Below are 22,640 nucleotides of genomic sequence, written 5' to 3' on the forward strand. Positions count from 1 at the left end.
GTCAGCCTTCTTTATAACCAAAGCGAACAAAAACCTTCCCTGATAAAATGTTAAAAACTATAGCCACATGTTTATTTTATGTTAATACTAAGAGTGTACGTTCTTTGACCAGCAGGAGTGTTGACTATGAGCAATCACATATGGGGACTGATCCATCATCCCGATAAAGAATGGCGTTCCATTAATGAAGAACATGAAACGGTCAGCCATTTATATACCCACCATGTACTTTGGTACGCGCTTATCCCCGTGGTTTGTTCCTTCATCGGCACCACACAGTTTGGCTGGACTTTTGGCGGTGAGGAAGTCTTTCAGGTTTCTGTCGCCAGCGGACTGGTGCTGGGCGCCGCATTCTATGCATTAATTTTATTAGCCGTAGCTGCGGTTGGCAGTATTATTCACTGGATGGCAAGACGATTCCCTGAACGCCCGTCACGGGCAGAATGCATCGTATTTGCCGGCTACACAGCAACCCCGTTATTCATGAGCGGCGTGTTTGCTATTTACCCAGTGTTCTGGCTTTGCGTAACAGCAGTGGCAGCGGGCCTGGTGTACACGGCTTATCTGCTTTATGCGGGTACGCCAAGCTTCCTGGGTATCAGCCATAAAGAGGGCTTTATCCTTTCCACGTCGACGCTCTGCATGGGTGTGCTGGTGCTGGAAGCCTTAATGATAGTGGCCGTTGCTCTGTGGAGCATGGGCTCGGAGCACAGCATTATGTGGTACTTCTTCCACTAGCATTAAGTGCATTATTCATCACGGATTGAACAATAGTTTCATTCCTCTGTTACTGCGGGCCCCGGGCCCGCTTTTTTTGATTCAGGCTCCGGGTGCAGTTACGCCTGTTGCGGCAACTATTTTCTATCCGCCGAACACCTGGTCAGTCAGTGCCAGTGCGGCTTCAACGGTATCATCCATATCGTAGTATCTGTAGTCTGCCAGCCGCCCGCCGAAGAGGTACTTAGCTGCATTTTCAGGCTTTGCCGCCAGCGCTTTGTATTCTGCCAGCATAGCGTTATTTCTGGCATCGTTGATGGGGTAGTAAGGTTCGTTATCTTTGCTGAATTCATGTGGAAACTCCCGCGTTATCACGGTTTTTTCCTGTTTACCTAATTCAAAATGCTTGTGTTCAATAATGCGTGTCCAGGGCACTTCAGCTTCGGTGTAGTTAATTACCGCGTTACCCTGATAATTCTCGCAGTCCAGTACTTCGGTTTCAAAATGCAGGCTGCGGTATTCCAGCTCCCCTAAGCACTTATCAAAAAATTCATCAATTTTGCCGGTATAGAGCACTTTACCGGCCAGCGCTTCCCAATCCTCACGATTTTCAAAGAAGTTCACACCGGTTCTCACTTCTATACCTTCGAGCAGCCCGTCAATCAGCGCGTTGTAGCCGCCATGAGGGATCCCCTGATAAAGGTCGTCAAAGTAGTTATTGTCGAAAGTAAACCGGAATGGCAAACGTTTAATGATGAAGGACGGGATCTGCGTCGCCGGTCGCCCCCATTGCTTTTCCGTATAGCCTTTAATGAGTGTTTCGTACAAATCTTTGCCACCGAGATATAACGCCTGCTCTTCCAGATTTTGGGGCTCAGTTTGACGGTAAGGGGCACGTTGCTCTTCAATTTTTGCCTTTGCCTCTGCAGGGGTAGTGACTCCCCACAACTGGTAAAAGGTATTCATATTAAATGGCAGGTTATAAAGCTTGTTGCGGTAATTCGCGACAGGAGAATTCACATAGCGGTTGAAGCTGACAAACTGATTCACATAATCCCATACCCGCTGATTACTGGTGTGAAAGATATGTGCGCCGTACTTGTGCACATTGATGCCTGCCACGTTTTCACAATAAATATTACCGCCTTTGTGATCACGCTTATCAATGATCAGAACGGACTTCCCGGCAAGGCGCGCTTCTCTGGCAAACACGGCACCGAACAGGCCCGCACCGACAATCAGATAATCATATTGTTGTTTTGTCATCAGACAATCCGCTGTTTTGTATATCCGTTAACAGTATATACCCAAAGTTGTTGAAAAGACTGCGCTATCAGGCAAACAGCCCTTTCATAAAATCATAAAAGGCTTCGGTTTTGCGTGTGGTTAAGCTGTTCTGCGGCTTGAGAAACCATACCGGCGCATCATTATCTGCCAGTGCTTCCGGTAATACTTCCACCAGCTGCCCGCGGGCTAATTCATCTTTAACCGCAATATAAGACTTGATCCCCAAACCGTGACCGGCCAGCACAGCCTGCGTCATATTGTCGGAATTAGACACGGTAAACCGCGCGTTCACATTCAGTGTCCGGCTGTGTTCGCCTTCCTGTATTTTCAACTGGCGCTGCCAGGGAAGTACAACCCAGCGGTGATTTGCTAAATCATCAATACTGCGGGGATGGCCGGCCCGGGCCAGATATTCAGGTGCAGCGCACAACAAACGGGTATTGTTCACCAGCTTTCGGGCAAGTAAACCCGAATCAGCCAATTTGCCCACCCGGATTGCTACATCCTGCTTATCTTCAACCACATTGACGAATTGATCGTTGATTAGAAAATCCAGCTTTAAATCCGGATACGCCTGCTCGAATTCCATCAGTTTTGGCATCACAAACTTAGAAAACACCCACGGCGGCATGGTAACCCGCAGAATACCGCTAATAGATGAGCGCCGGGCACCAATCTGATATTCCGCATCCTTTAATGCTTCCAGAATGTCCCCCACCCGTCGATAAAACACCTCGCCCGCCGGCGACAACCCAAACTTTCGGCTGTCACGGAATATCAGTACCGTCGATAACGCCTTTTCCAGCTTACTTAACCGCAGGCTTACTGTGGCAGGTGACACTTGCTGCGCTGACGCAGCAGCTTGAATTCCCTTGCTTTCCACAATGGCGATAAAGGTTTCTAGTTCATTCAGGCTATACATAATTTAAAAATATTAAACGTAGGTTTCAATTTACAATGCTTCTTTTAAGAAATTAAAACAATAAAATCGCTATGTACACCATCATCGTAGGAACAAACATTGCGACACATATTTTTTATAGCCATCACCCTTCTATTTACAGGTATAAACAACGCGGAGGCTAAGACCATGCCCTCACAACCCAAAGTGATTATTTTTGACGTTAACGAAACCCTTCTGGATATGGAAGCAATGCGCGAATCGGTAGGCGAAGCCCTCAATGGTCAGCAATCATTACTTCCCCTGTGGTTCTCAACCATGTTGCACCACTCACTGGTATCCACCGTCTCAGGGGAATACCAGGACTTCGGAAAAATAGGCGTGGCAGCTTTAATGATGGTGGCAGAAACCAATGGCATTGACATCACGGAAGAACAAGCAAAAACAAGGATTGTGACGCCACTGCTCAGTTTACCGCCACACCCTGACGTAAAATCAGGGCTGAGGGATTTAAAAGCACAAGGCTATAAGATTGTCAGTTTAACCAACTCGTCCAACTACGGTGTGAAAACACAGTTTGAAAATGCTGGCCTGACAAACTTTTTTGACGCCCGATACAGCATCGAAGATATTCAGATCTATAAACCCGATGTTCGCGCCTATGCCTGGGCGCTGAAGCAATTGGGTGTTAAACCCGAAGAAGCCTTGATGGTAGCGGCTCACGGCTGGGATATCGCCGGTGCAAAAGCGGCAGGCCTGCAAGCCGCCTTCGTTAGCCGTCCAGGTAAAGCCCTTTATCCTCTGGCACAGAAGCCTGATTATGTAGTTAAGGACTTAGGCCAATTGCTAGAAATTCTCGACAAGCAGTACGGCCAGTAAATTGAGAAATCTGAATTAAGACAACCGGCCCAGGCTTACGACCAACCTGTGGCCGGATACTAAAAACGCAGGACGTATATTCACAAATAACTACAAATTCTTTACCTCTAAACATAATAAATTAAACTAAAGTCTAAACACATAAATTACTAGACTGAATGCAATGTTTAAAAATCTTAGGTTAGGGGTGAAAATCGGTTCTGGTTTTGGTGTCGTGATGCTGCTGATGTCGTTAGTCTTAGGGATGACTATTTTCGCACTTATGTATGCAGATTCAGGCATAAAGACCTATCGGGGTTTGGCAACCAGTACAAACCTGGCGGGACGACTACAAGCCAACATGCTACTAGTACGAATGAATGTAAAAGATTTTCTTATTACCAGTAGTGACAAAGATGTTGAAGAATTCAACGAGTATGTGCACCGCATGGATGGTTTTTTGAATCAAGCTGAAGGATCAATTCAAGTTCCCCAGCAAATATCAAAAATTGAGAAAATCAGAGAATTAATAACGCAATACAAAGAGGCATTTCCGAAAGTCGTTGAGGCCACGCGTCAGAAAGATAAAATCCGCGACGAACAACTTTATGCTTACGGTCAATCAATGGGCGATTTAATATCGAGCATTGTAGGGTCTGCGTATCGAGACGGTGATACCGATGCGGCATTCTTTGCGTCTGAAGTATTGCAAACGTTACTCAATGGCAGGTTACAAGTTTACCGATTTTTGCAAATGGGCAATATTAAGGACTATGAGCGTGCGTCCCAGATATTGAATGCACAGTTAACCGAGAAATTAAACGCGTTAGGTGTACAAATTCAAAACCCTCAACGCCGGGAACAGTTGGACCAGATAAAACAAATTCAACGAGACTATCTCGCCGCACTAAATCAAGCGCGCGATCTCATAATTTATCGCGCTGACATTGTTGACAATACGCTAGATGCTATCGGTCCCGAGGTAGCAATGCTGGCTGAAGATGTTAAATTATCCATTATGGCAGAGCAGGATTCCATCGGTCCGAAACTCAAAGCAAGTACCGAGAACAGTATTTTGTACTCCGTCATTATTGCTATCATTGCGCTTTCAGCAGGCATTATTGCCGCACTGAAAATTACCCAAAATATCGTTAAACCGTTAAGACACGCCGTAGATTCAGCCAACCAACTCGCACAAGGCGATCTGCGGGTTAACGTCACCCCAAATAGTCGCGACGAAACCGGACAACTGCTTACCGCCATACAAAACATGGCTGCTAAATTAAGAGAGATGATTTCAACTATTTCAGCGGCCAGTTTGGAGCTTTCCTCCGCATCCGAAGAATTAGCAGTTATTACTGAGCAAACGAGCAAGGGAATCGCCAAACAGCAAACCGAAACCGAGATGGTTGCCACATCGATGCACCAGATGACCACTACCGTCGTGAGCGTTGCAAATGACGCATCACACGCTGCCGATGCAGCAAAGCAGGCAAGTCAGGAAGCCATTGAAGGCGGAAAGGTAGTTGAAAATACGATTAGCTCTATTAATGCACTGTCAGAGAATGTGCGGCGATCAGCCCAGGAACTCAGTAAGGTGCAGCAAGATGTTGTTAATATTAGTTCAATTCTAAGTGTTATCCGAAGCATAGCCGAACAAACGAACCTGCTGGCTCTCAATGCTGCAATTGAAGCGGCGCGCGCCGGAGAACAAGGCAGAGGATTCTCAGTCGTTGCCGATGAAGTCCGTTCACTTGCATCAAGAACCCAGGGCTCTACAGCGCAAATTCAAACCATTATTGAGCAACTACAAACGGGTACGCAGTCAACAGTGGACGTCATGTCCCAAAGCGAGGAAGAAGCGGGTCGCTGCGTGCTCCAATCGGAAAAGGCCAATACTGCTCTTCTCGCCATCAATGACAGAATAGCGGTAATTAGCGATATGAACACGCAAATCGCTAGCGCGGCGGAGGAACAAAGTACTGTGGCAGAAAGCACTAATCAAAGCATAATGTCTGTCAAAGAGGTCGCCGAAGAGAATACGGAGGCTTCTAAGCAAACTCGCTCTTCTACAAATGAGATAGCAACATTAGCCGTGTCGTTAAATACTCTCGTTACTCAATTTAAACTATAAGACGCTAAAACATCAGGCCGAGACTCACCACGAATCTGCGGCCAAATTCCTCGGTCTTCATCAAGGCCGAGGCCTCACCTGTTGCGACCGTACGCTCGACTGTCTCATTGGTGGCATTGTAAATATCCATACGCAACGTCGCGTTGGCTGAGAATAGCCAGTTCAAACTAAGGTCAACGCCGGTATATTGATCCACGTAAACATCCGCATTGTTGGTTAAATCCCGGTGTTCAAGAAAGCGACTTCGATAGTTAATATTGACGGCCGCCTGCCATGCACGCCAACTGGATAACAGCCTTACATTCCCCGTCCAGTCATATACGCCTTCTGCAGGCCAGAATACTTTGGTAGCAGCTTGTTGTATGGACGATATCTGTGCTGTAGTGACCCGTGTTACTGTTGCCGACAGGCGATGCTGAAGTTGCTGATTGTTAGGTTGTCCAAAGGCAATTTCAGCCCCCGCCTGTACGCCTCTAATCCGTCCCTTACTATTGTTGGTTCGTTGCAGAGTTTCATACTCTGTACCACGGTAATCAAGAGTAAGCGCTTGCTCCGATATATAATCAGTGAGGTGGTGGGAGAATGCCAGCAACTCAGCATGCGTGTTTTGACTATTTACGTTCACAGATGTGGTGAAAGTATCTGCGACGACAGGTTTAAGCAGAGGATTTCCGGCTTCGGCATAGGGTAGCTCGCCGGAGTTCACATGGATTTTCGGGTTTAAATCTGAATAGTTCGGTCTGTTGAGTGAGCGGGTGTACCCTGCACGCCATTGCCAGTGCGGCGTAAATTGCCACTTCACCGCAACAGAGGGCAGCCAGGCGCTGTCGGTGCGAACGAACTGCTGTGCCATAACACTTCCCTGGTCGTTGATACCGGACCCAGTCGTCTCACTTTCTGTGTGACTGTAACGCACGCCGCTCTCAATCACGAGATCCGGCCCGTTATTCATAGCACCAAACGGCCGCCAGATAGCCGATAAATACGCCTCCATAGCGGTAAACCTAACTGCATAGCTATTCAGCAAATCATTCACTGAGGCCTGACCATCAGCAGGAAAAGACTACGAGATATCGTATAACTGGAACAAATCACTTTTGGGAATGAGCCACGCCTGTCCGAATGTAAAAAACGCCGCATCGAATCCGTTGGGAAGAGGCATCAGCCACCGACCATCCAAATCCGGTAATGCCGACAGTGCCGCTTCACTTAATTGAATGTCCCTGCGTGTGTACCTGTGCTTTTGCGTGGCATCTAACCACCCGGCTTGAATTTTTGACAAACGACCAGCACCCTGGGGCGTATACGCTACGTCGCCGCCCCACTCTGTCGCCGAATTCTCAACACTGATCCGCCGTTTACTCATTTGCGTGATATGGGAATAGCTGCTGACAAGTCCGGTATTTTCATTAACAACAAACTGATTGAGCCGATAACCTGACACATCCACATCCACCCGGGCAGGTTGCATTGCTACGTGCACCCGCGAAATAGGGTCGCGGGTGTTGCTGGTTGCGAGGCTCTGGCTGTAAAAAGGCGTAACAGTGAGGGGCAGACTGTCACTTTTCCATTCTAGCGACGCCTGAAAGGTATCTGTGGCATAGTCGAGTGTTGACTCCTCTCGGGTAGATTTCATCTCTGCGCGACTGAAATGAAGAGCAGAAATGCTGTTGTTCTGTCCCGTCACGGCAGTTGCCTGCTCATTCACAGGGCTCACCGACAGCCGGTGTTCATCGAAGGAAAAACCGGTATCCGAGCGCAGCCATAAAAGTGATGTTCGCAATGCGTCCAAAGGCTGCCAGACCACGTTGGCGTAGTAAGTTGCCCGGGTACGGTCTTCGTTTTCGATAGTCAGTGCCAGACCGTCTGTGGGGACCAGTGTATTGTCTGCCAACCCCTGCCACTGAAACTGTTCCGGTGCGCCACCGTTTTCACCCCAGTGCCAGGTTTCAAATTGATACTGACGCTGCAAACGGTTCTCGTAATTCATCCGGAATACCGCACCCAGCGTGCCGCTGTGGCTACGCAGGTTACCGATTGCGGCAAAGCCAGGCTGATAATTGATGCCGGCCTCCGGTGATGCCGCGGTAAGGCGGACCTGCGCACTGTCAAATTCATAAGCCAGGGGATCATCACTTAATAAATCCACCGTTGCACCAGCCGCACCGGCGGGCTGAGCGGTTGCAGCGGTTTTGAACATGGTCACCTGATTAAACAATCCGGCGCTTAACGTATCAAAACGATATTGCTGACCGTATTGGTTGGAATTGCGTATATTTTCTGTATTCGCCAGACGGTGCCCGTTAAGCAGTGTCATCTGATATTCCGCACTTAAGCCCATCGCATTGATGTTAAGTGCTTCACCGCGATCACGGGTGATACTCAGTCCGGGCAAGGCCTGCAGCGCCTCGGCTAAATTTCCTGCTGGCAGGCGGTTTAGCATAGCCCCGACCAGTACCGCTCTCTCCCCTACCGCCTCAGACTTGATTTGTCTGGCATACCGGGTGGCATTGTCATAATGCTGATTGTAAGCCTCAGGCGAGGTCGTCGACATGTGCCCGGTCACCATCACCTCTTCCAAGGCAATGCTGTCTTCACCTGACTGCGCATTGCGGTTTGCAGGTGTCTCAGCGGGCTTGATGATGATGCCTGACTCAGTATGTTGCCATACGAGGCCCAGCGGATGCAGACAGGCAGAAAGCTGTATCTGTAAAGGCTGCGACGTATCGTAACAGCGCTGTATCTCACTATCAGAAAGCGTGTTGAAAGCGCTGTTACTTACGGTATGAGCAGAGTAAATGACAGGAACAGAAAACTGTTCAGACAATGCGGTAAGTCTGGCAGGCAGACTTACGGGGCCAGTGATGGTTGATGACGGAGCGGGAAATTCAGTAACGGAGCCGGCGGCAAACAATAAACGGGGCAGCAAGGCCATCGATATTGCTGTCAGTCCTGCCCTTACCCACATGAATCCGAATCACTCTTAATGCTTAGCTAATTAATCCAAAACAGTGTGAAGTGATTAAATGAAAGATTTATGACAACAGCCGGCGCTGCTGCCATCAACCGCACTGAATACGCTAAATTGCAGCTATTTGCCGTTTTCCGGCTTCGCCAGCACAATACTGTCCTCGTATTCATGCATCGCCAGACCGTTCATTTGTGCTAACAACCTGGCGGAACCGGCAATGTCAGCGGCTTTAAAGCGGCCACTGATATGTGCGGCATTATCATCAACGTGCTGCAAAACAACGGGTTTGTTGCTATAGCGGTTCAGTTGATAAAGCGCGTCATTTAACGACACATTGTTCAGGTCAATCCAGCCTGCCTGCCAGTCAGGTTCTGTTGCCGTAAAGGCTGACACGGTAATGCCCCGGGCCGTCACACTGGCACGCTGTCCTTTAATCAGTTCCACACGGTCACTGCCGTCGGGCATAGACACAGCGACTTTACCGTGAAAAACGTCAATTTGCGTTTGCGAGAGTGATTTATCCACATTAAACGCCGTACCTAACACCTGAATATTGGCGTTACCTGTCTCTATGGTAAATGGTCTGGCTTCGTCTCTGGCCACTTCAAAGTACGCCTCACCTTTGGTTAACTTTGCCTGGCGGCGTCCGGATGACTCCGCAAAGTGCAGGCTGGCCCCGCGGTTCATGGCCACCTCAGAGCCGTCAGACAGTTTTATATCTTGTGCATCAACGCTGCTGAATGTCTGCGGTGACGCATAAACCACTTTCACCGGCGGCTCATCAGGGAATGATTGTTCCTGAATAACGTACCAGCCAATAACGCCTGCACAAAAGCATGCTGCCAATCCGCCTAACCATGTCCACATTGATGCATTGCGCGACGTCGTGTGAGACTGATGATCAGCCAGCGCCTCCAGTAAGGCGGGATCGTCCCAGATAGCTTGCTTAATCGCATCGTTTCCGGCGTCATGGTTTTTATTTATTTCTGTCATAGTAATTTGACCTGCTGTCGTACTGTAACGACGACTCAAATGCCGGAACGGGGACGGGGCTTATCAGAAAAACGCGCCTCTATGGCAATTTTTAATGCATCCATTGCACGGGTAATGTGTTTCTTTACCGTTTCTTCATTGAGTCCAAGGGTGGTTGCGATATGTTGTCTGCTTTCATTTTGCAGTCTGCGACGGATAAAAATATCCCGGCGCAGCGGCGACATTTCGCTTAATACCTGTTTGTACAGGGCAACACGCTGCTGATTGTCCAGCATGGTTTCCAGAGACACCGCTTCGCATTGCGGCTCATGCTCAAGCTCTGCCGGAGCACGTTGTTGCTCCCGGTGATGATCGATAACCAGATGCTGCGCCATGCGATAGCCATAGGCCAGCGGATTATCCAGATGTTCATGAAAGCTGGTATTCATAGCCTTCACCAGTAATTTCTGAAACAGATCATCTGCGTCAGCACGTTGCCCTACCGCTTTTATCAGATAGTTTTTCACAGCGTCCTGATTTGCCATCAGGCATTGCAGCAGAACACGATTCTGCTTAGCACAATGCTCAGGCATGTTCATATTCGCAGCCTGCATCTGCGCAGGTTCAGCGCTGTCAGTGGTTTTGGCCAGTGCCATAGTTACTCGGTTCTCAGTAAAGTTCAGACAAAACGGGTCACGTTTAAGACGGGCATAATACGTGATCGGGGACAGCTTTTTATATGACATTTCAATGACATATTTATGAATCCCTTGTCTTTAAACTGACACAAAAACTTCACCATAAAATTCGTCCCCGAGGCGTTTTTCCTGTCGTCATGGTTGGCGAATTTCAAAAATTAGTCGCAAAGACATTTACAGGAAAACACACTCATGAAAAAACGCTTATTCCCGTTGTCGCCACTTGCTCTGGCACTGAGCACCCTGATCACCGGCACTGTTGTTGCGCAGGAAGCCCCGCAGGAAAAGGACGATAGTGTTGAGAAAATCGAGGTAACAGGCAGCTACGTGAAGAGCCTTGAAAAGGCGATTGATATCAAACGTACCACGGTTGGCTTTTCTGACTCGATTGTAGCTTCGGATATTGCTGACTTCCCCGAGCAAAACCTGGCTGAAGCGCTACAACGTATGCCCGGTGTTACCATTGAGCGAAACAAGGGTTTAGGTCAGCGCGTTAATGTACGCAGCCTGCCGACTGAGTTTACTTTTGTGTCTATTAACAACCTTGCTACTGCGTCAGGCAGCGGCGGCCGTGATGTTGAATTCGACAGCTTTGCTTCTGAAATTATCCAAAGTGTTACCGTTAAGAAATCGCCGACGGCTGCAGATGAAGAAGGGGGTATCGCCGGTTCTGTCGCTATCAGTACAGCCCGCCCGTTTGACTATGACGGCCGCCAGATTGTTACCTCCGTTGAAGGCGCCTACAACGATATTTCGGAAGAAACAGATCCTAAATTCTCATTCCTGGCCAGCGACACTATGGGTGACTGGGGCGCGTTAGTGTCTTTTGCCTATTCAGAACGTACCAACCGCACAGACAGCAACTCAGGCATTAATTTCCGTCCGCTTTCGCGCTTTTTAGAAAAATCAGGCTCATCACAGTGGCAATCAGACCAGGCTGCTGATGTACTGGCCCGCGATACCGGCATCACGATTGCTGACCGCTTCGACAGTGACGAAACCAGCCGCGTTGTATTTATTGATAAAGTGGGTGACCGCTCTTACTTGAGCGAGCAGGAAAAATGGGGCGCCACGGCATCTGTTCAGTATAAGCCTTCACGGGATTTCAGCTTAACCTTCGACAGCATGTGGAGCACCTTCGATAACCACGAAGACGAATATGATGCGGCAGCGTATTCCGCCTCAAGTATCAGTTCGTTAGAGCGTATCAATGCTTACGACAGCACGACATTAGCAGATTACGGAATGACGGTGCTGACTGATGTAGATTATGCTGCCACACAGCACGAATTTTTGAGTAAAGAGTACAGCCGTACTACGGATTATCAGCAATACAGCCTGACTATGGACTGGCAGTTTGGTGAGTGGGATGTTTACGGCGTTGTGGGTTACAGCGGTGCTGAGAAGACCGAGGAATCCACCAACCTGAAGCATACGGCTTATCGCCCTACCCGTACCCGTTACACCAGCACAGGCGGTGAAACCATTGCCAGCGATAACCCTGAATCCTTCGATATGTACAACTCGCCGGAAGCGTACACCTTCGATTACTACGAAGTGAATCTTGAGGACATTTCAGACGACAAGTACGCCGCCCAGCTGGATTTCACCCGTAATATGGATTTAAATTTCTTCCCTGCGCTGGCAAAAGTGCAGTTTGGCGGACGCTATACGGATAAATCGAAAACCCGTGATTACGGTACTAACCGCGTAACCGGACCGGCTGAGGGGGACTCGTCATGGGTAGGCACCCGCACACTGGCTGACAGCGACTTAACCACCATTTCTGACTTAGTGTCGGGCGGTGAGTATTTACCGGAAGTGGCCTCAAAATCAGACTGGGCACAAATTTCAAATGCCTACGCCCGCAGCGAAATGCGCTACGACGGCTTTGCAGTGGATTTTGAACCGGATCAATTCTACGAAGTAGAAGAGAAGGCAACGGCGTTGTACGTGATGGCGGACTTCGAGTTTGATATTGGCAACATGCCGGCTTCACTGAACACGGGTTTGCGTTATATTGATACTGACGTAAATTCATCAGGTTACCACCAGGTACAGAATGACGATGGCTCAACCGGCTATACCTCTGCGCCAGTCTCCAAATCCGGTAATTACAAAGAAACCCTGCCAAGTGTGAACTTCACGCTGGATATTACCGACGAGTTATTGTTCCGTGCTGCCGCGTCAGAAACCTTCATCCGCCCGGCACTGACTGACATCGCTTACAAACGTACCGTGAGCTTAAATGAGTTTAAATACCGCGACGGTAACCCGGATCTGAAACCTACCTATGCTGACCAGTGGGAAGTGGGACTGGAATATTATCTGGAAGAAGGTGGTTTGCTGGCCGTATCTTACTTTGAAAAAGAAATCGAAGGCGTTGTGCGTGAATCACTCACCGGCGTGGTAACAGGTGTGACCAAGTACAACGACAACGGCACTATTGACGGTGTTTACGACTTCGACGTTTACCAGAAAGTTAACGCTGAAGGTTCCTATGATGTCAGTGGTCTGGAATTTATCGTTCAGGTGCCTTTCGCCCGTTTCCATGACGTGCTCGACGGGTTTGGTGTGAATGCCAACTACACAACGCTGGATAACTCTTTAACAGGCGCTTCTGATTTAGGTATTCCTACGCCGCCGGAAGGACTGGCTGACGAAACCTATAACGTGACGTTCTACTACGAAGACGACGTATTTGATGCCCGCGTGTCTTACAACTACAAAGACAAGTACGTGGAATATATCGAGCGTGACATGTATCCGGTATACCGCGATGCCTACGGCCAGTACGATGTGTCTTTAGGCTATCGCATCAACGAAACCTTCAAAGTGACGCTGGAAGGCATCAACATTACTGACGAAGCCACCAAAGGTTACACCATGGACCCGGCCTTCCCGACCATGTATGAGTTCTCCGGTCGCCGCGTCTCTCTCGGCCTGCGGGGTAACTTCTAAGTTTACTGCGTGTTTCTTCCCTGAAACTGTTAGCCGGGCATTGCCCGGCTTTTTTATCTGACCCTTTGAGCAGGCTTGCGTCTGATTTTCAGATGTATAGTACATTTGTTGGCTGCCAGACTTTATGATCCCGATGAGAAACGACAACCAGTACACGGGCTTTTTCACAAATTGCTGCGGCCACATGCTTTTCGGTTGCCTCATCCAGAGCAGATGTTGCCTCATCGAGTACCAGAACCGGTGCATCTTTAAGTAAAGCCCGCGCTAAAGCGATTCTTTGTTTCTCCCCACCGGAAAGTGTGTCCCCCATGTTTCCTGTTTGCTGATAAATGCCTTCAGGGGAGCGGTCAATGACATCGCCCAACTGTACGAGACGCGCCAGACGCTCAATGGTGTAATCATCAGCATCCGGTTTACCAAGCCGGATATTGTCGGCGATGGTCCCGGAAAATATGGATGAATTTTGAGGGACATAGGCAAAGTACCCGCTAAGTTTATCCCGTTCTATTAATGGAAGAGGCACATTGCCCAATAGAATTTTACCTTGTCCGGGATCCTCAAATCGCATGATGCAATTGAGTAGTGTGGTTTTGCCTGATCCACTGTCACCTGATATCAGCCAGCGCTCTCCCGGTTTTATTGTTACGCTGATACTTTGTTTGTGAGCATCAAGCCGCACGCCTTCTATCGTCAGAACACTGTTGTCCGGTTGTTTGCTAATTAAAGGATCCGGCTCATCTATTGTCGGAGAGCTATCAAAAAGACGGAATTGTGCAATGGCGGCACGCTGATCATTCATACTGAGAACCGCCAAAGCCAGACTATCCAGAGGAGCAGTTGCACGCATGCTTAATATAAGCAGCGCTAAGGTAAACTCTGCAGAAACATGGGAAGTGAAGCAATATATTAATATGCCAGCTACGGGCAGACACCCTCCCGCAGCAGCAGTGAACGTCGACCACGCAGCGTTGCGGCTAATTTTTCTTAACAGGGTGTCCTGTAACGCCCAACTTTGCGAAATGCGGGAGGTCGCAGTCTGATAACCTCCGGCAGTACGCAAAAGCTCCAGGTGCCCGACGAGCTCTAATGCTGTTTGATTGACTTGCTGATTAGTTTCGCTCCGCCGGATGTCTGCATGTTTAAGCTTTCTTTGCGAGAAACCCAGCATTAAAAATGCAACTGCAAGCAGTCCCGATAAAACCAGCATCATTGCAACATCCGCTAAGAACCCGACGCCAATTATGATCACTAGGCTAACAACCGGTCCGTGGATAAATACCTGAAGTTGATGTGCCGGTATGCTCATAAAGCCGGGGATATTGCGGCAAACAATGGTATTGAGGAGGGCTTTCTTATCCGAAGTAAACCACTTAATTTTCGTTAAGTGTAGTCTTTCTCCAACCAGCAAATACAGTTTACCGGCCAACGCGGCACCGGCCCTGAAGCCGGATCGTGATGCTAAAACAATGCTTAAAATCGCCAGAACAGCACAAGCCAGTACCCTTTCAGGCGTTTGATGTTGCATAATCGCCATAACCAGTAAAAGGTAGGTCACCGCCTCTAAAATTGCAGCTGTTGCCCAGCCTGCCGCTGAAGGAATAAGAAGACGTGTCACCGCCGTTTTCAAACTCAGCGTTTTCATCAGCAAACTCCCTCCAGGTAATAATCGTTCATTGATAGCTTTACATCGCCCTGAGACGCCATGTCATTGTCATGTGTAACGATCACGATGATTTGTTGCTTGTCATTGGCTTCTTGCTTTAGCTCAGCCAAAATAGCCATCGCCGAGCTCCGCTCCAGTGCAGAGGTAGGTTCATCGAGTAAAACGATACGGTGTTCAGACAGAAAACTACGGGCAATATTGACGCGCTGCGCTTCTCCGCCGGACAGTGACTGGGCAGAAGTATTCAGTGACTTATTAAGCCGGGCGCGTTGTAAAGCACGCTGCATAGCTTTTTCATCTGCATCTGGTGCAGTCAGCGCCAGGTTATCGGCAATGGTGCAGGGCAGCACGTCTCTGCTTTGTGGTATTAACAAAATAGATTGCTGACGGGACAACGGATTGAGGTGCTCAACATGTCTTCCTGCAATCACTATTTCGCCGCTCTTCAGTGTTTCGAAGCCGGCAATCAACCGCAATAGAGTCGACTTACCGCTACCGCTCCTTCCGGTAATGACACCTACCTGCCCGGCAAAAAAGGTGACATTCAGGGGTCTGATTCGACAAACGTCACCGACAGTGGGAATCACACCAGATATAGTTAGTTCAAAATGCTCTGTATCTTCTAACGTTTCATCACCACCGATTAATTCGGGTTGTTTCAAACAATTGTCAATTCTCTTTAATGCATTTCTGCCACTGGCCACGTAGTCCAGGCCATGCCCTAATTTTAGCGCAGGCGTAACCAGAGCCAGACTGAATAGCAGAACAATAGCCAATACCTCAACAGGCCAGTCGTACCCGATGCTATAGACAATTGCATAAGTGCCCACTGCTTGCAGTAGTGCCGTTGCGATAGCAACCACGGTCGCCACGCTGCCGACCCGTTTAGCGATACTGTCAGTAAAGCGCGAGGCGGCGCTTTTATACTGGTATAACGCACCGGCCCGCTCATCGTAAATGCGAAAAACGGCGGCCCCCTGGCTGTAGTCCTGAATAACGGTGGACATATTTTCCAGTTCTCCCATCATCAACTCGCCGTTTCTCGCAGCAAGCTTTGGCACAACTATCAGGTAAACCAATATCGCCAGAAGCCCCGGAACAAGGGTGAGCAGGACGACCGCCCCGGCGGTTTTGATAAGTATCACGACAGATATGACGGGGATCACCAAAAAAGTGACGAATTCCGCGGGTAAGTGCGCCATCATATGATGCAAAGCTTCTATGTCTTCGACGAGCAGTTGCTTTAATTTTTCACGTTTAAACTCCGCCAGCTTACCCGCCGGTAATCTCACCAGATGGTTAGCTACAATCTCTCTTATTTTTCCGGAAAAAGTCGTTTCCATCACATGACTTAGCCACGAAGCGAAAGCTGAAAGCAAGGCTGAGGCGGTCCAGAATAGCGTCATTAAACCTACCCACTTTATATCCGGATCCACAATAAGCTTTACGGCAAACCACAAGGCTGCAAGATTCGCAAGCCCTGACGAAGTGGACAATATAACCGAAACGATTAGTGCCGGAAGTGCATCATAAAATGCCGCTTTTAATGACGAATGAATTTTCATGAATGAAAGCATCAGGAGACCTTGCGTGAAAATCGAGCCCAGAATCTCAATCCGTGCCACCTACACCAAAACCCAACTAACCACTTGAAAATTTCATGTATTCCATTTTCACTCTGAGAGTTTCCGGATACTTTCATAATGACGCTGACCTTATTTCTGATATCACTTTAACTGACAGGCGAGACATTATCGGGGTGAAAAATTATTTTTTCAACATAGTGTTGATAAATAATTTTTTGAGCTTTAACATTATTGCGAATTATTCGTATTGCTTTTTATTGGGTATAAAGGAGTTGCATAAATGCCCGGAATTATTGAATGTCAGTTCAAATTGAAACTGCTGGCCGGCTCAGTAGCCGTGTTATTTGCTACCAGTACTGTTGCAAATGAGAGTTCACATCCGTCATTTCCTTCAGACGGCAGTGAAAGTGACGACGGCGTGGAATCTATTGTTATCTACGGACAGAAAATAGAGCGGACGATGAAAGATACCGCCAGCTCAGTGTCGGTTATCGGTGCCGGTGATCTGCACAAGAATGCAGATCAGTCGACAATTTCTGAAGTGATTAACGGTATACCCAACGTTATATACGCAGGCAGTACAGACGCGCCTATTATTCGGGGAACGGATACGAAAGGACCAGTAAGTGCCGGAAATGCCTATCTGGCTAAGCCTGTGCCAGGAGCCACCATCAGTCTTGATGGCAGATACCTGACCCCGGCAGAGTTAAGCCTTGGGGCAGCAGGCGTATGGGATGTTGGTTCAATTGAAGTTTACCGCGGCCCGCAAACAACCAGTCAGGGCGCAAACAGTATTGCAGGTGCTGTTGTAATCAATACGCGTAACCCAAGTTCAACGCCTGAATTTGCATTTCAGGCTCTGGCCGGAAGCCGCGATAAACAGCGCTTTTCAGCTATGGCCTCGGGCGCTGTTGGTAGTGATATTTCTGCTAGAGTCAGTGTTGATTACAGTAGCCGGGACACCTTCGTAAAGTACGTTAATGCTGATTTTACAGCGGATAACTTTGATTTCGGCTTTAAAAACAAAAATATCCGGGCAAAGGTGCGATGGGAGCCTCAGCAATTCAGTAATTTTTCTGCAATGTTGACGTATTCAACGACTGAAGCCGACCGGCCAAGTAGCGAGGTCGTTTCCGAGCCCTATGACGATTTAGAAAACGGAGCCCTTTATCAGGATAATCAACAGGTAAAAAACGATGTTGGCATACTCGATGTAGAGTACGAGTTTGATAACGGTGCAGTGTTATCAAATCAATTACAATATTCAAAAGGATACTTCGACTTTGTTTTCGCTCCCCCGTATGAGGGGACAGCTAATCGAGACAACACCAACTTCTCTAACGAATTGCGACTGAATTACGGAGACAGCTCATCTGAACTTAGCGGTGTGGCGGGTCTCTTCTATTTCAACGATAAGACGAACAATCAGTTGGACAACACTTTTGGTAATGCCGATGCGGATATTCAGCAAGAAAGCATTGCGCCATTTGCAGAGCTTGTCTGGCGCCCCGACACCCGCTGGATGATTTCTGGTGCACTTCGATATCAGGTAGATGCCATTACCCATGACGGCATCAATAGCTATGTGCCGGATGTGGAGCATCATTACGATAAAACATTCAATGCGCTGCTGCCCAAGTTAACCGTTTCTTACGATATCACTGACGATATCCTGTTAGGCGCATTAGTCAGTAAGGGCTATATACCTGGAGGGACCGGCGTGAATTTTCGGGGAGGCGAATACTACAGCTTTGAGGCTGAATACGCCTGGAACTATGAAATGTATACTCGCATGGCATTGCTTGAAGAGCGGCTGATTATTAACAGCAATGTATTTTATACACGCTTTACTGATTCTCAACGCTCAGTGACAGACTATTTAGATGGCCGCGCCTTTGGCGCCGTCATTATCAATGCGGATGAAGCTAAGTCTTATGGCCTTGAGTTAGATTTGAGTTTTGAAGCTACCGATAATATTAAACTCACCGGTGCACTCGGCCTGCTACACAGTGAAATAAGTGAATTTAACGACTATCGTGGCGAGCAGTTTGTAGGCATGGAAATCAGTAAATCCCCGGGTTACATGTATAGCTTAGGGGTCGATTTTACAATTACAGATGCACTGAAGGTGAATGCAGGTCTTCGTCACGTCGACAGTTATTTTTCTTCTGACACCAATGAGGTTGATCTGAGGGTAGACGCTTACACCACAGTCAACGTCAATGCGACATATCAATTTAACCAAAACATCGAAACCTTCGCGTACGCCCGCAACTTAACGGATGAGATCGCGCCTGTTGCCAAAGTTGCAGATCGCAGCACTGGCGGCATTAACGCGTACTTGCTGGAGCCAAGAGAGCTGGGGGTCGGGATACGGGTAAAGTATTAGCGAGTCGGGTGTACTCCGGAGGGCGGGATATGCAGTCAGTTAAAATAGCCGTTAGAATAGCTTTTTTTAAACCGGAATTAGTAAAGCTATGACAGACGCTTCAGAACAGGCTGCCCCCCGGCGTCCCCGTGGACGCCCCAGGAAAATATCTCGCGACGCTATTGCGCGTGCAGCCCTGACAATTGGTATTGAGAACGCCACGATTCCTGCGATTGCCGCGCATTTGAAGGTCGATCATTCGTCTCTTTATCATCATGTGAAAGGACGAAACGATCTGATCAGTGTTGCGGCAGAGTTGGCCATTGAAGAACTGGAGTGGCGTCCACCGGCAGCGACAAGCTGGCGTGACGAATTGATTGTTCTAACTGATGCGTTGTGGGCGCTTTACGACCGTAATCCTGGTTTGGCCGATGCAATTCACCGGGCTGATATCACGCCATCGTCGGGAATTCACTCTTTTGCTGAGTCTGTGAAAAAGTTGCAAGACCAGGGCTTCTCACTGGATAACGCGCTGGTGGCCGTCGACATGCTTGTGGATATGGTTGGCGAGTGCTTTCTGGGATGGTGGGCAACAACGAAAACGGAACCCGATGGACGTACCCGCAAGGCACGAATTATCGAAATCTGGCAATCAGAGGCGGAAAACGTCCCGGAAAATGCCGGGCAGATTAACGGCATGATAGACATCATGTCCCGCGGCTCCCGTCTCTGGTGGGAACGAAAACGTGATCTGGTATTAGATGGCATTGCTGTATCCCATGCCAGAACCACCGAAACACAACAACAGAGTAAAACATAGCGCTATCTTCAGATAAAACCTGTCCGTAGCGCTTTCAATAAGGGCTGGTTTTCTTTGAAAGTAGTAGTGGCACTTTTGTGCCTTTTTATTTTGTGTGTGCTATCGCTGTTGCTTGGTGCGAAAACCACATCGCTATCAGAATTTTTAGCACTATCAGACAATTCCTGGCTAGTGCTATCCGCGAGTCGAATTCCACGGTTGCTTGCTCTGCTTTGTGCAGGGACAGGGCTTGCAATATGCGGTGTCATTCTCCAGCAAATCGTGCAGAACCGCTTTATTGAACCCGCCACATGCGGTGGGCTGGACGCCGCTAAGTTAGGTATTCTGGTTACCATCACTATCGCTCCGGAAGCCGGTTTGAGCGGTAGAATGGCAGGTGCACTTATCTTTGCATTACTCGCCTGTTGCCTCTTTATTTTTATCATCCGCTGTTTGCAATTTAAAAACGCAGTTCTTGTGCCGGTTGTCGGACTAATGTTTGGTAGCGTGCTCAGTGCGGGGGCAGAATTTTATGCCTTTCAGCACAATATTATGCAAAGTATGCAGGGATGGCTGCTGGGCGATTTTTCAAAAGTCGTTCAGGGTAACTACGAAATCATTTACCTCATTCTGCCGGTCATTGCGCTTACCTACCTCTATGCACAGCGCTTTACGATTGTGGGCATGGGAGAAGGCATGGCAAGTAGTCTTGGCCTGCACTATTTCAACTTCATTGCTCTCGGATTAATGCTGGTGGCAATCACCATTGCCGTCACTGTCATCACCGTTGGCAGTATTCCCTTTGTCGGACTCATTGTGCCTAACCTGGTTGCTATGCGGTATGGCGATAACCTCCAGCGCACGTTGCCCATTATTGCATTCTTTGGGGGAACACTATTACTTCTCTGCGATCTACTTGGGCGTATTCTCGCATACCCGTTTGAAATCCCGATAGGTATTACGGCCAGTTGTCTTGGCGGCCTGACTTTTCTGTATGTAGCGTGGAAGACAAAATGAAGCTGAGTTTAGTTCAAGCGGGTATCTGTATTGCCTTGGGTTCTTTGAGCCTGTTTTTTTTACTGTATGGCTCAAACCTGGATTTCGAGTATGTAATCCCCAACCGGGCTATACGGTTGAGCACCATGTTTCTTGCCGGCGTCAGTGTGGCTTTTGCATCCATCTTATTTCAAACAATCAGTAATAACAGAATACTCACACCGTCTGTTATGGGGTATGAAGGCGTTTATGTCTTATTACAAGCGCTGCTTATATTAGTCTTAGGCACAGCAAGCAGTGTCATCATTGATATGCAGAGTAACTTTCTACTATCCATACTCGTTTTATTGTTGTACTCCTTTGCACTTCAGCGATGGCTATTCAGTGGCGACAGGCAGAATATTTATTTCTTACTGTTAGTGGGGCTGGTACTCACAGTGATCCTGCGTAGTTTCAGTCAATTGCTGGAGTACTCGATCAATCCCGGCGAGTTCTCGGTGCTACAGAGTTTCAGTCTTACATCATTCAATCGCGCTCAACCCGACCAATTGTGGATTGCACTATTACTGGTTAGCGGTGTGAGCGGGTGCATCTGGCGATACCGTAAAGTGCTCGATGTGCTCTTGCTAGGAAGAGAGCAAGCGATTTCTCTGGGGATCAATTATCACAACGTGATACGACTCCAGTTGGGGCTCATCGCCATTCTGGTTGCGGTTTCCACCAGCCTGGTTGGGCCCACAGCATTTATGGGGGTATTCGTTGCCAACATCGCCTATGCATGTCCCAAACATGCTAATCATCAGGCTATTTTGCTTACCGGTGCAAGCATCGCCGTGTCGGTTATGCTCTGTGCACAAATTTTGGTAGAGCACCTTTTCAATTATAAAACCAGCGCAGGCCTTCTGATTAACCTGTTTTGCGGATTGTACTTTTTTATCTTACTTGTCAGGCCCGGGAGAATAGCGTGATAAAAGCAGTAAGCGTAACGAAATCATACGGTGACAAAGTGGTACTAAACAATGTGACAGCAGAGTTTCCCGCAGGCCAGGTGACTTCCCTTATTGGTCCGAACGGAGCCGGTAAAAGCACACTACTGATGACACTGGGAAAGTTACTCAACGCTGATTCGGGCGACGTGACGCTTAACGGACAATCTATTGAAAGTATACCGGCTAACAAATATGCCTGTCAGGTCGCCACTATGCGCCAGTTCCAGCAGCTCAATTTACGCCTGACAGTCAGGGACTTAGTGGCATTCGGGCGCTTTCCATACAGTAAGGGCAACTTAACGAAAAAGGACTTTAGCGCCATTGATGAAGCTATCGAACTGTTAGCGCTAAAGCCTATCGCAAATACATTCATCGATGAACTCAGTGGGGGGCAGCGTCAAATGGCCTTTCTGGCACTGGCACTTGCACAGCAAACGGACTACCTGCTACTTGATGAGCCGCTGAACAACCTGGATATGAAGCATGCGGTAAACATCATGCAAACACTCCGCTACCTGACCGACGAAAAGCAAAAAACGGTGATTTTAGTCGTGCACGACATTAATTTTGCCGCCAGTTATTCAGACCGGATTATTGCGATGAAGCAAGGCATGGTGCATAGCACAGGTACGGTGAAAGAGGTGGTGACAGAGGCTAATCTGGAACAACTCTTCGACCTTAAGTTAGAGCTGGTTACTACCCGAAAAGGCACACTCTGCAATTTTTTCAATGTTGAATAA

17 protein-coding genes are annotated in these 22,640 nt (G+C 48.3%); 9 read left to right on the forward strand and 8 right to left on the reverse strand.

Annotation, left to right across the window (positions count from 1 at the left end; translation table 11 throughout):
- Positions 1 to 126: 126 nt before the first annotated feature.
- On the forward strand, positions 127 to 738 hold the full coding sequence (locus ACXAG2_RS03925; protein ID WP_474841888.1) for a Yip1 family protein: 612 nt from the start codon (positions 127 to 129) through the stop codon (positions 736 to 738).
- Positions 739 to 861: 123 nt separating this feature from the next.
- Here ACXAG2_RS03925 and glf read toward each other — a convergent pair whose 3' ends face one another.
- Entirely contained in the window at positions 862 to 1,983 is a 1,122-nt protein-coding gene (gene glf / locus ACXAG2_RS03930; protein WP_474864708.1) for a UDP-galactopyranose mutase, read from the reverse strand.
- Between the two features lie 67 nt (positions 1,984 to 2,050).
- Complete coding sequence (locus ACXAG2_RS03935) at positions 2,051 to 2,926, reverse strand: LysR family transcriptional regulator (RefSeq protein ID WP_474864709.1); 876 nt, start codon at positions 2,924 to 2,926, stop codon at positions 2,051 to 2,053.
- Positions 2,927 to 3,094: 168 nt separating this feature from the next.
- Between ACXAG2_RS03935 and ACXAG2_RS03940 the strand changes: the two genes are divergently transcribed.
- Positions 3,095 to 3,784: a haloacid dehalogenase type II gene (locus ACXAG2_RS03940; RefSeq protein ID WP_474864710.1), complete on the forward strand. Its 690-nt coding sequence runs from the start codon at positions 3,095 to 3,097 to the stop codon at positions 3,782 to 3,784.
- A gap of 163 nt (positions 3,785 to 3,947) precedes the next feature.
- Entirely contained in the window at positions 3,948 to 5,897 is a 1,950-nt protein-coding gene (locus tag ACXAG2_RS03945) for a HAMP domain-containing methyl-accepting chemotaxis protein (protein WP_474864712.1), read from the forward strand.
- A gap of 4 nt (positions 5,898 to 5,901) precedes the next feature.
- Here the strand turns inward: ACXAG2_RS03945 and ACXAG2_RS03950 are convergent, their stop codons facing one another.
- The 4 genes from ACXAG2_RS03950 to ACXAG2_RS03965 form a co-directional block, all read right to left on the reverse strand.
- Positions 5,902 to 6,933 (reverse strand): TonB-dependent receptor domain-containing protein, encoded by a 1,032-nt coding sequence (locus ACXAG2_RS03950; RefSeq protein WP_474864713.1) that lies wholly within the window; start codon positions 6,931 to 6,933, stop codon positions 5,902 to 5,904.
- A gap of 27 nt (positions 6,934 to 6,960) precedes the next feature.
- Positions 6,961 to 8,865: a TonB-dependent receptor plug domain-containing protein gene (locus tag ACXAG2_RS03955; protein ID WP_474864715.1), complete on the reverse strand. Its 1,905-nt coding sequence runs from the start codon at positions 8,863 to 8,865 to the stop codon at positions 6,961 to 6,963.
- Between the two features lie 123 nt (positions 8,866 to 8,988).
- The gene (locus tag ACXAG2_RS03960; protein ID WP_474864717.1) at positions 8,989 to 9,861 is read right to left on the reverse strand and encodes a FecR family protein; all 873 of its coding nucleotides are present in this window, start codon (positions 9,859 to 9,861) and stop codon (positions 8,989 to 8,991) included.
- A 35-nt stretch (positions 9,862 to 9,896) separates the two neighbouring features.
- Positions 9,897 to 10,496 carry an RNA polymerase sigma factor gene (locus ACXAG2_RS03965; protein WP_474864718.1) on the reverse strand — a complete coding sequence of 200 codons (600 nt, stop codon included), beginning with the start codon at positions 10,494 to 10,496 and terminating at the stop codon, positions 9,897 to 9,899.
- Between the two features lie 234 nt (positions 10,497 to 10,730).
- On the opposite strand from ACXAG2_RS03965, the gene ACXAG2_RS03970 reads away from it, so the two are divergent.
- Complete coding sequence (locus ACXAG2_RS03970) at positions 10,731 to 13,499, forward strand: TonB-dependent receptor (RefSeq protein ID WP_474864720.1); 2,769 nt, start codon at positions 10,731 to 10,733, stop codon at positions 13,497 to 13,499.
- A gap of 88 nt (positions 13,500 to 13,587) precedes the next feature.
- Here the strand turns inward: ACXAG2_RS03970 and ACXAG2_RS03975 are convergent, their stop codons facing one another.
- Positions 13,588 to 15,141, reverse strand: coding sequence for an ATP-binding cassette domain-containing protein (locus tag ACXAG2_RS03975; RefSeq protein WP_474864722.1), 1,554 nt, complete (start codon positions 15,139 to 15,141; stop codon positions 13,588 to 13,590).
- A complete protein-coding gene (locus ACXAG2_RS03980; RefSeq protein WP_474864723.1) occupies positions 15,141 to 16,727 on the reverse strand; it encodes an ATP-binding cassette domain-containing protein in 1,587 nt (528 codons plus the stop codon). The genes ACXAG2_RS03975 and ACXAG2_RS03980 overlap by 1 nt, the downstream gene beginning before the upstream one ends.
- A 301-nt stretch (positions 16,728 to 17,028) precedes the next feature.
- Between ACXAG2_RS03980 and ACXAG2_RS03985 the strand changes: the two genes are divergently transcribed.
- From ACXAG2_RS03985 to ACXAG2_RS04005, 5 genes are all read left to right on the forward strand, one after another.
- Positions 17,029 to 19,137: a TonB-dependent receptor gene (locus ACXAG2_RS03985; RefSeq protein WP_474864725.1), complete on the forward strand. Its 2,109-nt coding sequence runs from the start codon at positions 17,029 to 17,031 to the stop codon at positions 19,135 to 19,137.
- Between the two features lie 88 nt (positions 19,138 to 19,225).
- Positions 19,226 to 19,936 carry a TetR/AcrR family transcriptional regulator gene (locus tag ACXAG2_RS03990; RefSeq protein WP_474864727.1) on the forward strand — a complete coding sequence of 237 codons (711 nt, stop codon included), beginning with the start codon at positions 19,226 to 19,228 and terminating at the stop codon, positions 19,934 to 19,936.
- A gap of 66 nt (positions 19,937 to 20,002) precedes the next feature.
- Positions 20,003 to 20,932, forward strand: coding sequence for an ABC transporter permease (locus tag ACXAG2_RS03995; RefSeq protein ID WP_474864988.1), 930 nt, complete (start codon positions 20,003 to 20,005; stop codon positions 20,930 to 20,932).
- Positions 20,929 to 21,879 (forward strand): iron chelate uptake ABC transporter family permease subunit, encoded by a 951-nt coding sequence (locus ACXAG2_RS04000; RefSeq protein ID WP_474864729.1) that lies wholly within the window; start codon positions 20,929 to 20,931, stop codon positions 21,877 to 21,879. Before ACXAG2_RS03995 ends, ACXAG2_RS04000 begins: the two co-directional genes overlap by 4 nt.
- A complete protein-coding gene (locus ACXAG2_RS04005) occupies positions 21,876 to 22,640 on the forward strand; it encodes an iron ABC transporter ATP-binding protein (RefSeq protein ID WP_474864731.1) in 765 nt (254 codons plus the stop codon). The genes ACXAG2_RS04000 and ACXAG2_RS04005 overlap by 4 nt, the downstream gene beginning before the upstream one ends.

The organism is Alteromonas sp. ABH4_456 (assembly GCF_056160645.1).

Coding starts and splice junctions, on each gene's coding strand:
- ACXAG2_RS03925 (WP_474841888.1), top strand. CDS start 127: ATGAGCAATCACATATGGGGACTGATCCATCATCCCGATAAAGAATGG.
- glf (WP_474864708.1), bottom strand. CDS start 1,983: ATGACAAAACAACAATATGATTATCTGATTGTCGGTGCGGGCCTGTTC.
- ACXAG2_RS03935 (WP_474864709.1), bottom strand. CDS start 2,926: ATGTATAGCCTGAATGAACTAGAAACCTTTATCGCCATTGTGGAAAGC.
- ACXAG2_RS03940 (WP_474864710.1), top strand. CDS start 3,095: ATGCCCTCACAACCCAAAGTGATTATTTTTGACGTTAACGAAACCCTT.
- ACXAG2_RS03945 (WP_474864712.1), top strand. CDS start 3,948: ATGTTTAAAAATCTTAGGTTAGGGGTGAAAATCGGTTCTGGTTTTGGT.
- ACXAG2_RS03955 (WP_474864715.1), bottom strand. CDS start 8,865: ATGTGGGTAAGGGCAGGACTGACAGCAATATCGATGGCCTTGCTGCCC.
- ACXAG2_RS03960 (WP_474864717.1), bottom strand. CDS start 9,861: ATGACAGAAATAAATAAAAACCATGACGCCGGAAACGATGCGATTAAG.
- ACXAG2_RS03965 (WP_474864718.1), bottom strand. CDS start 10,496: ATGGCACTGGCCAAAACCACTGACAGCGCTGAACCTGCGCAGATGCAG.
- ACXAG2_RS03970 (WP_474864720.1), top strand. CDS start 10,731: ATGAAAAAACGCTTATTCCCGTTGTCGCCACTTGCTCTGGCACTGAGC.
- ACXAG2_RS03975 (WP_474864722.1), bottom strand. CDS start 15,141: ATGAAAACGCTGAGTTTGAAAACGGCGGTGACACGTCTTCTTATTCCT.
- ACXAG2_RS03980 (WP_474864723.1), bottom strand. CDS start 16,727: ATGAAAATTCATTCGTCATTAAAAGCGGCATTTTATGATGCACTTCCG.
- ACXAG2_RS03985 (WP_474864725.1), top strand. CDS start 17,029: ATGCCCGGAATTATTGAATGTCAGTTCAAATTGAAACTGCTGGCCGGC.
- ACXAG2_RS03990 (WP_474864727.1), top strand. CDS start 19,226: ATGACAGACGCTTCAGAACAGGCTGCCCCCCGGCGTCCCCGTGGACGC.
- ACXAG2_RS04000 (WP_474864729.1), top strand. CDS start 20,929: ATGAAGCTGAGTTTAGTTCAAGCGGGTATCTGTATTGCCTTGGGTTCT.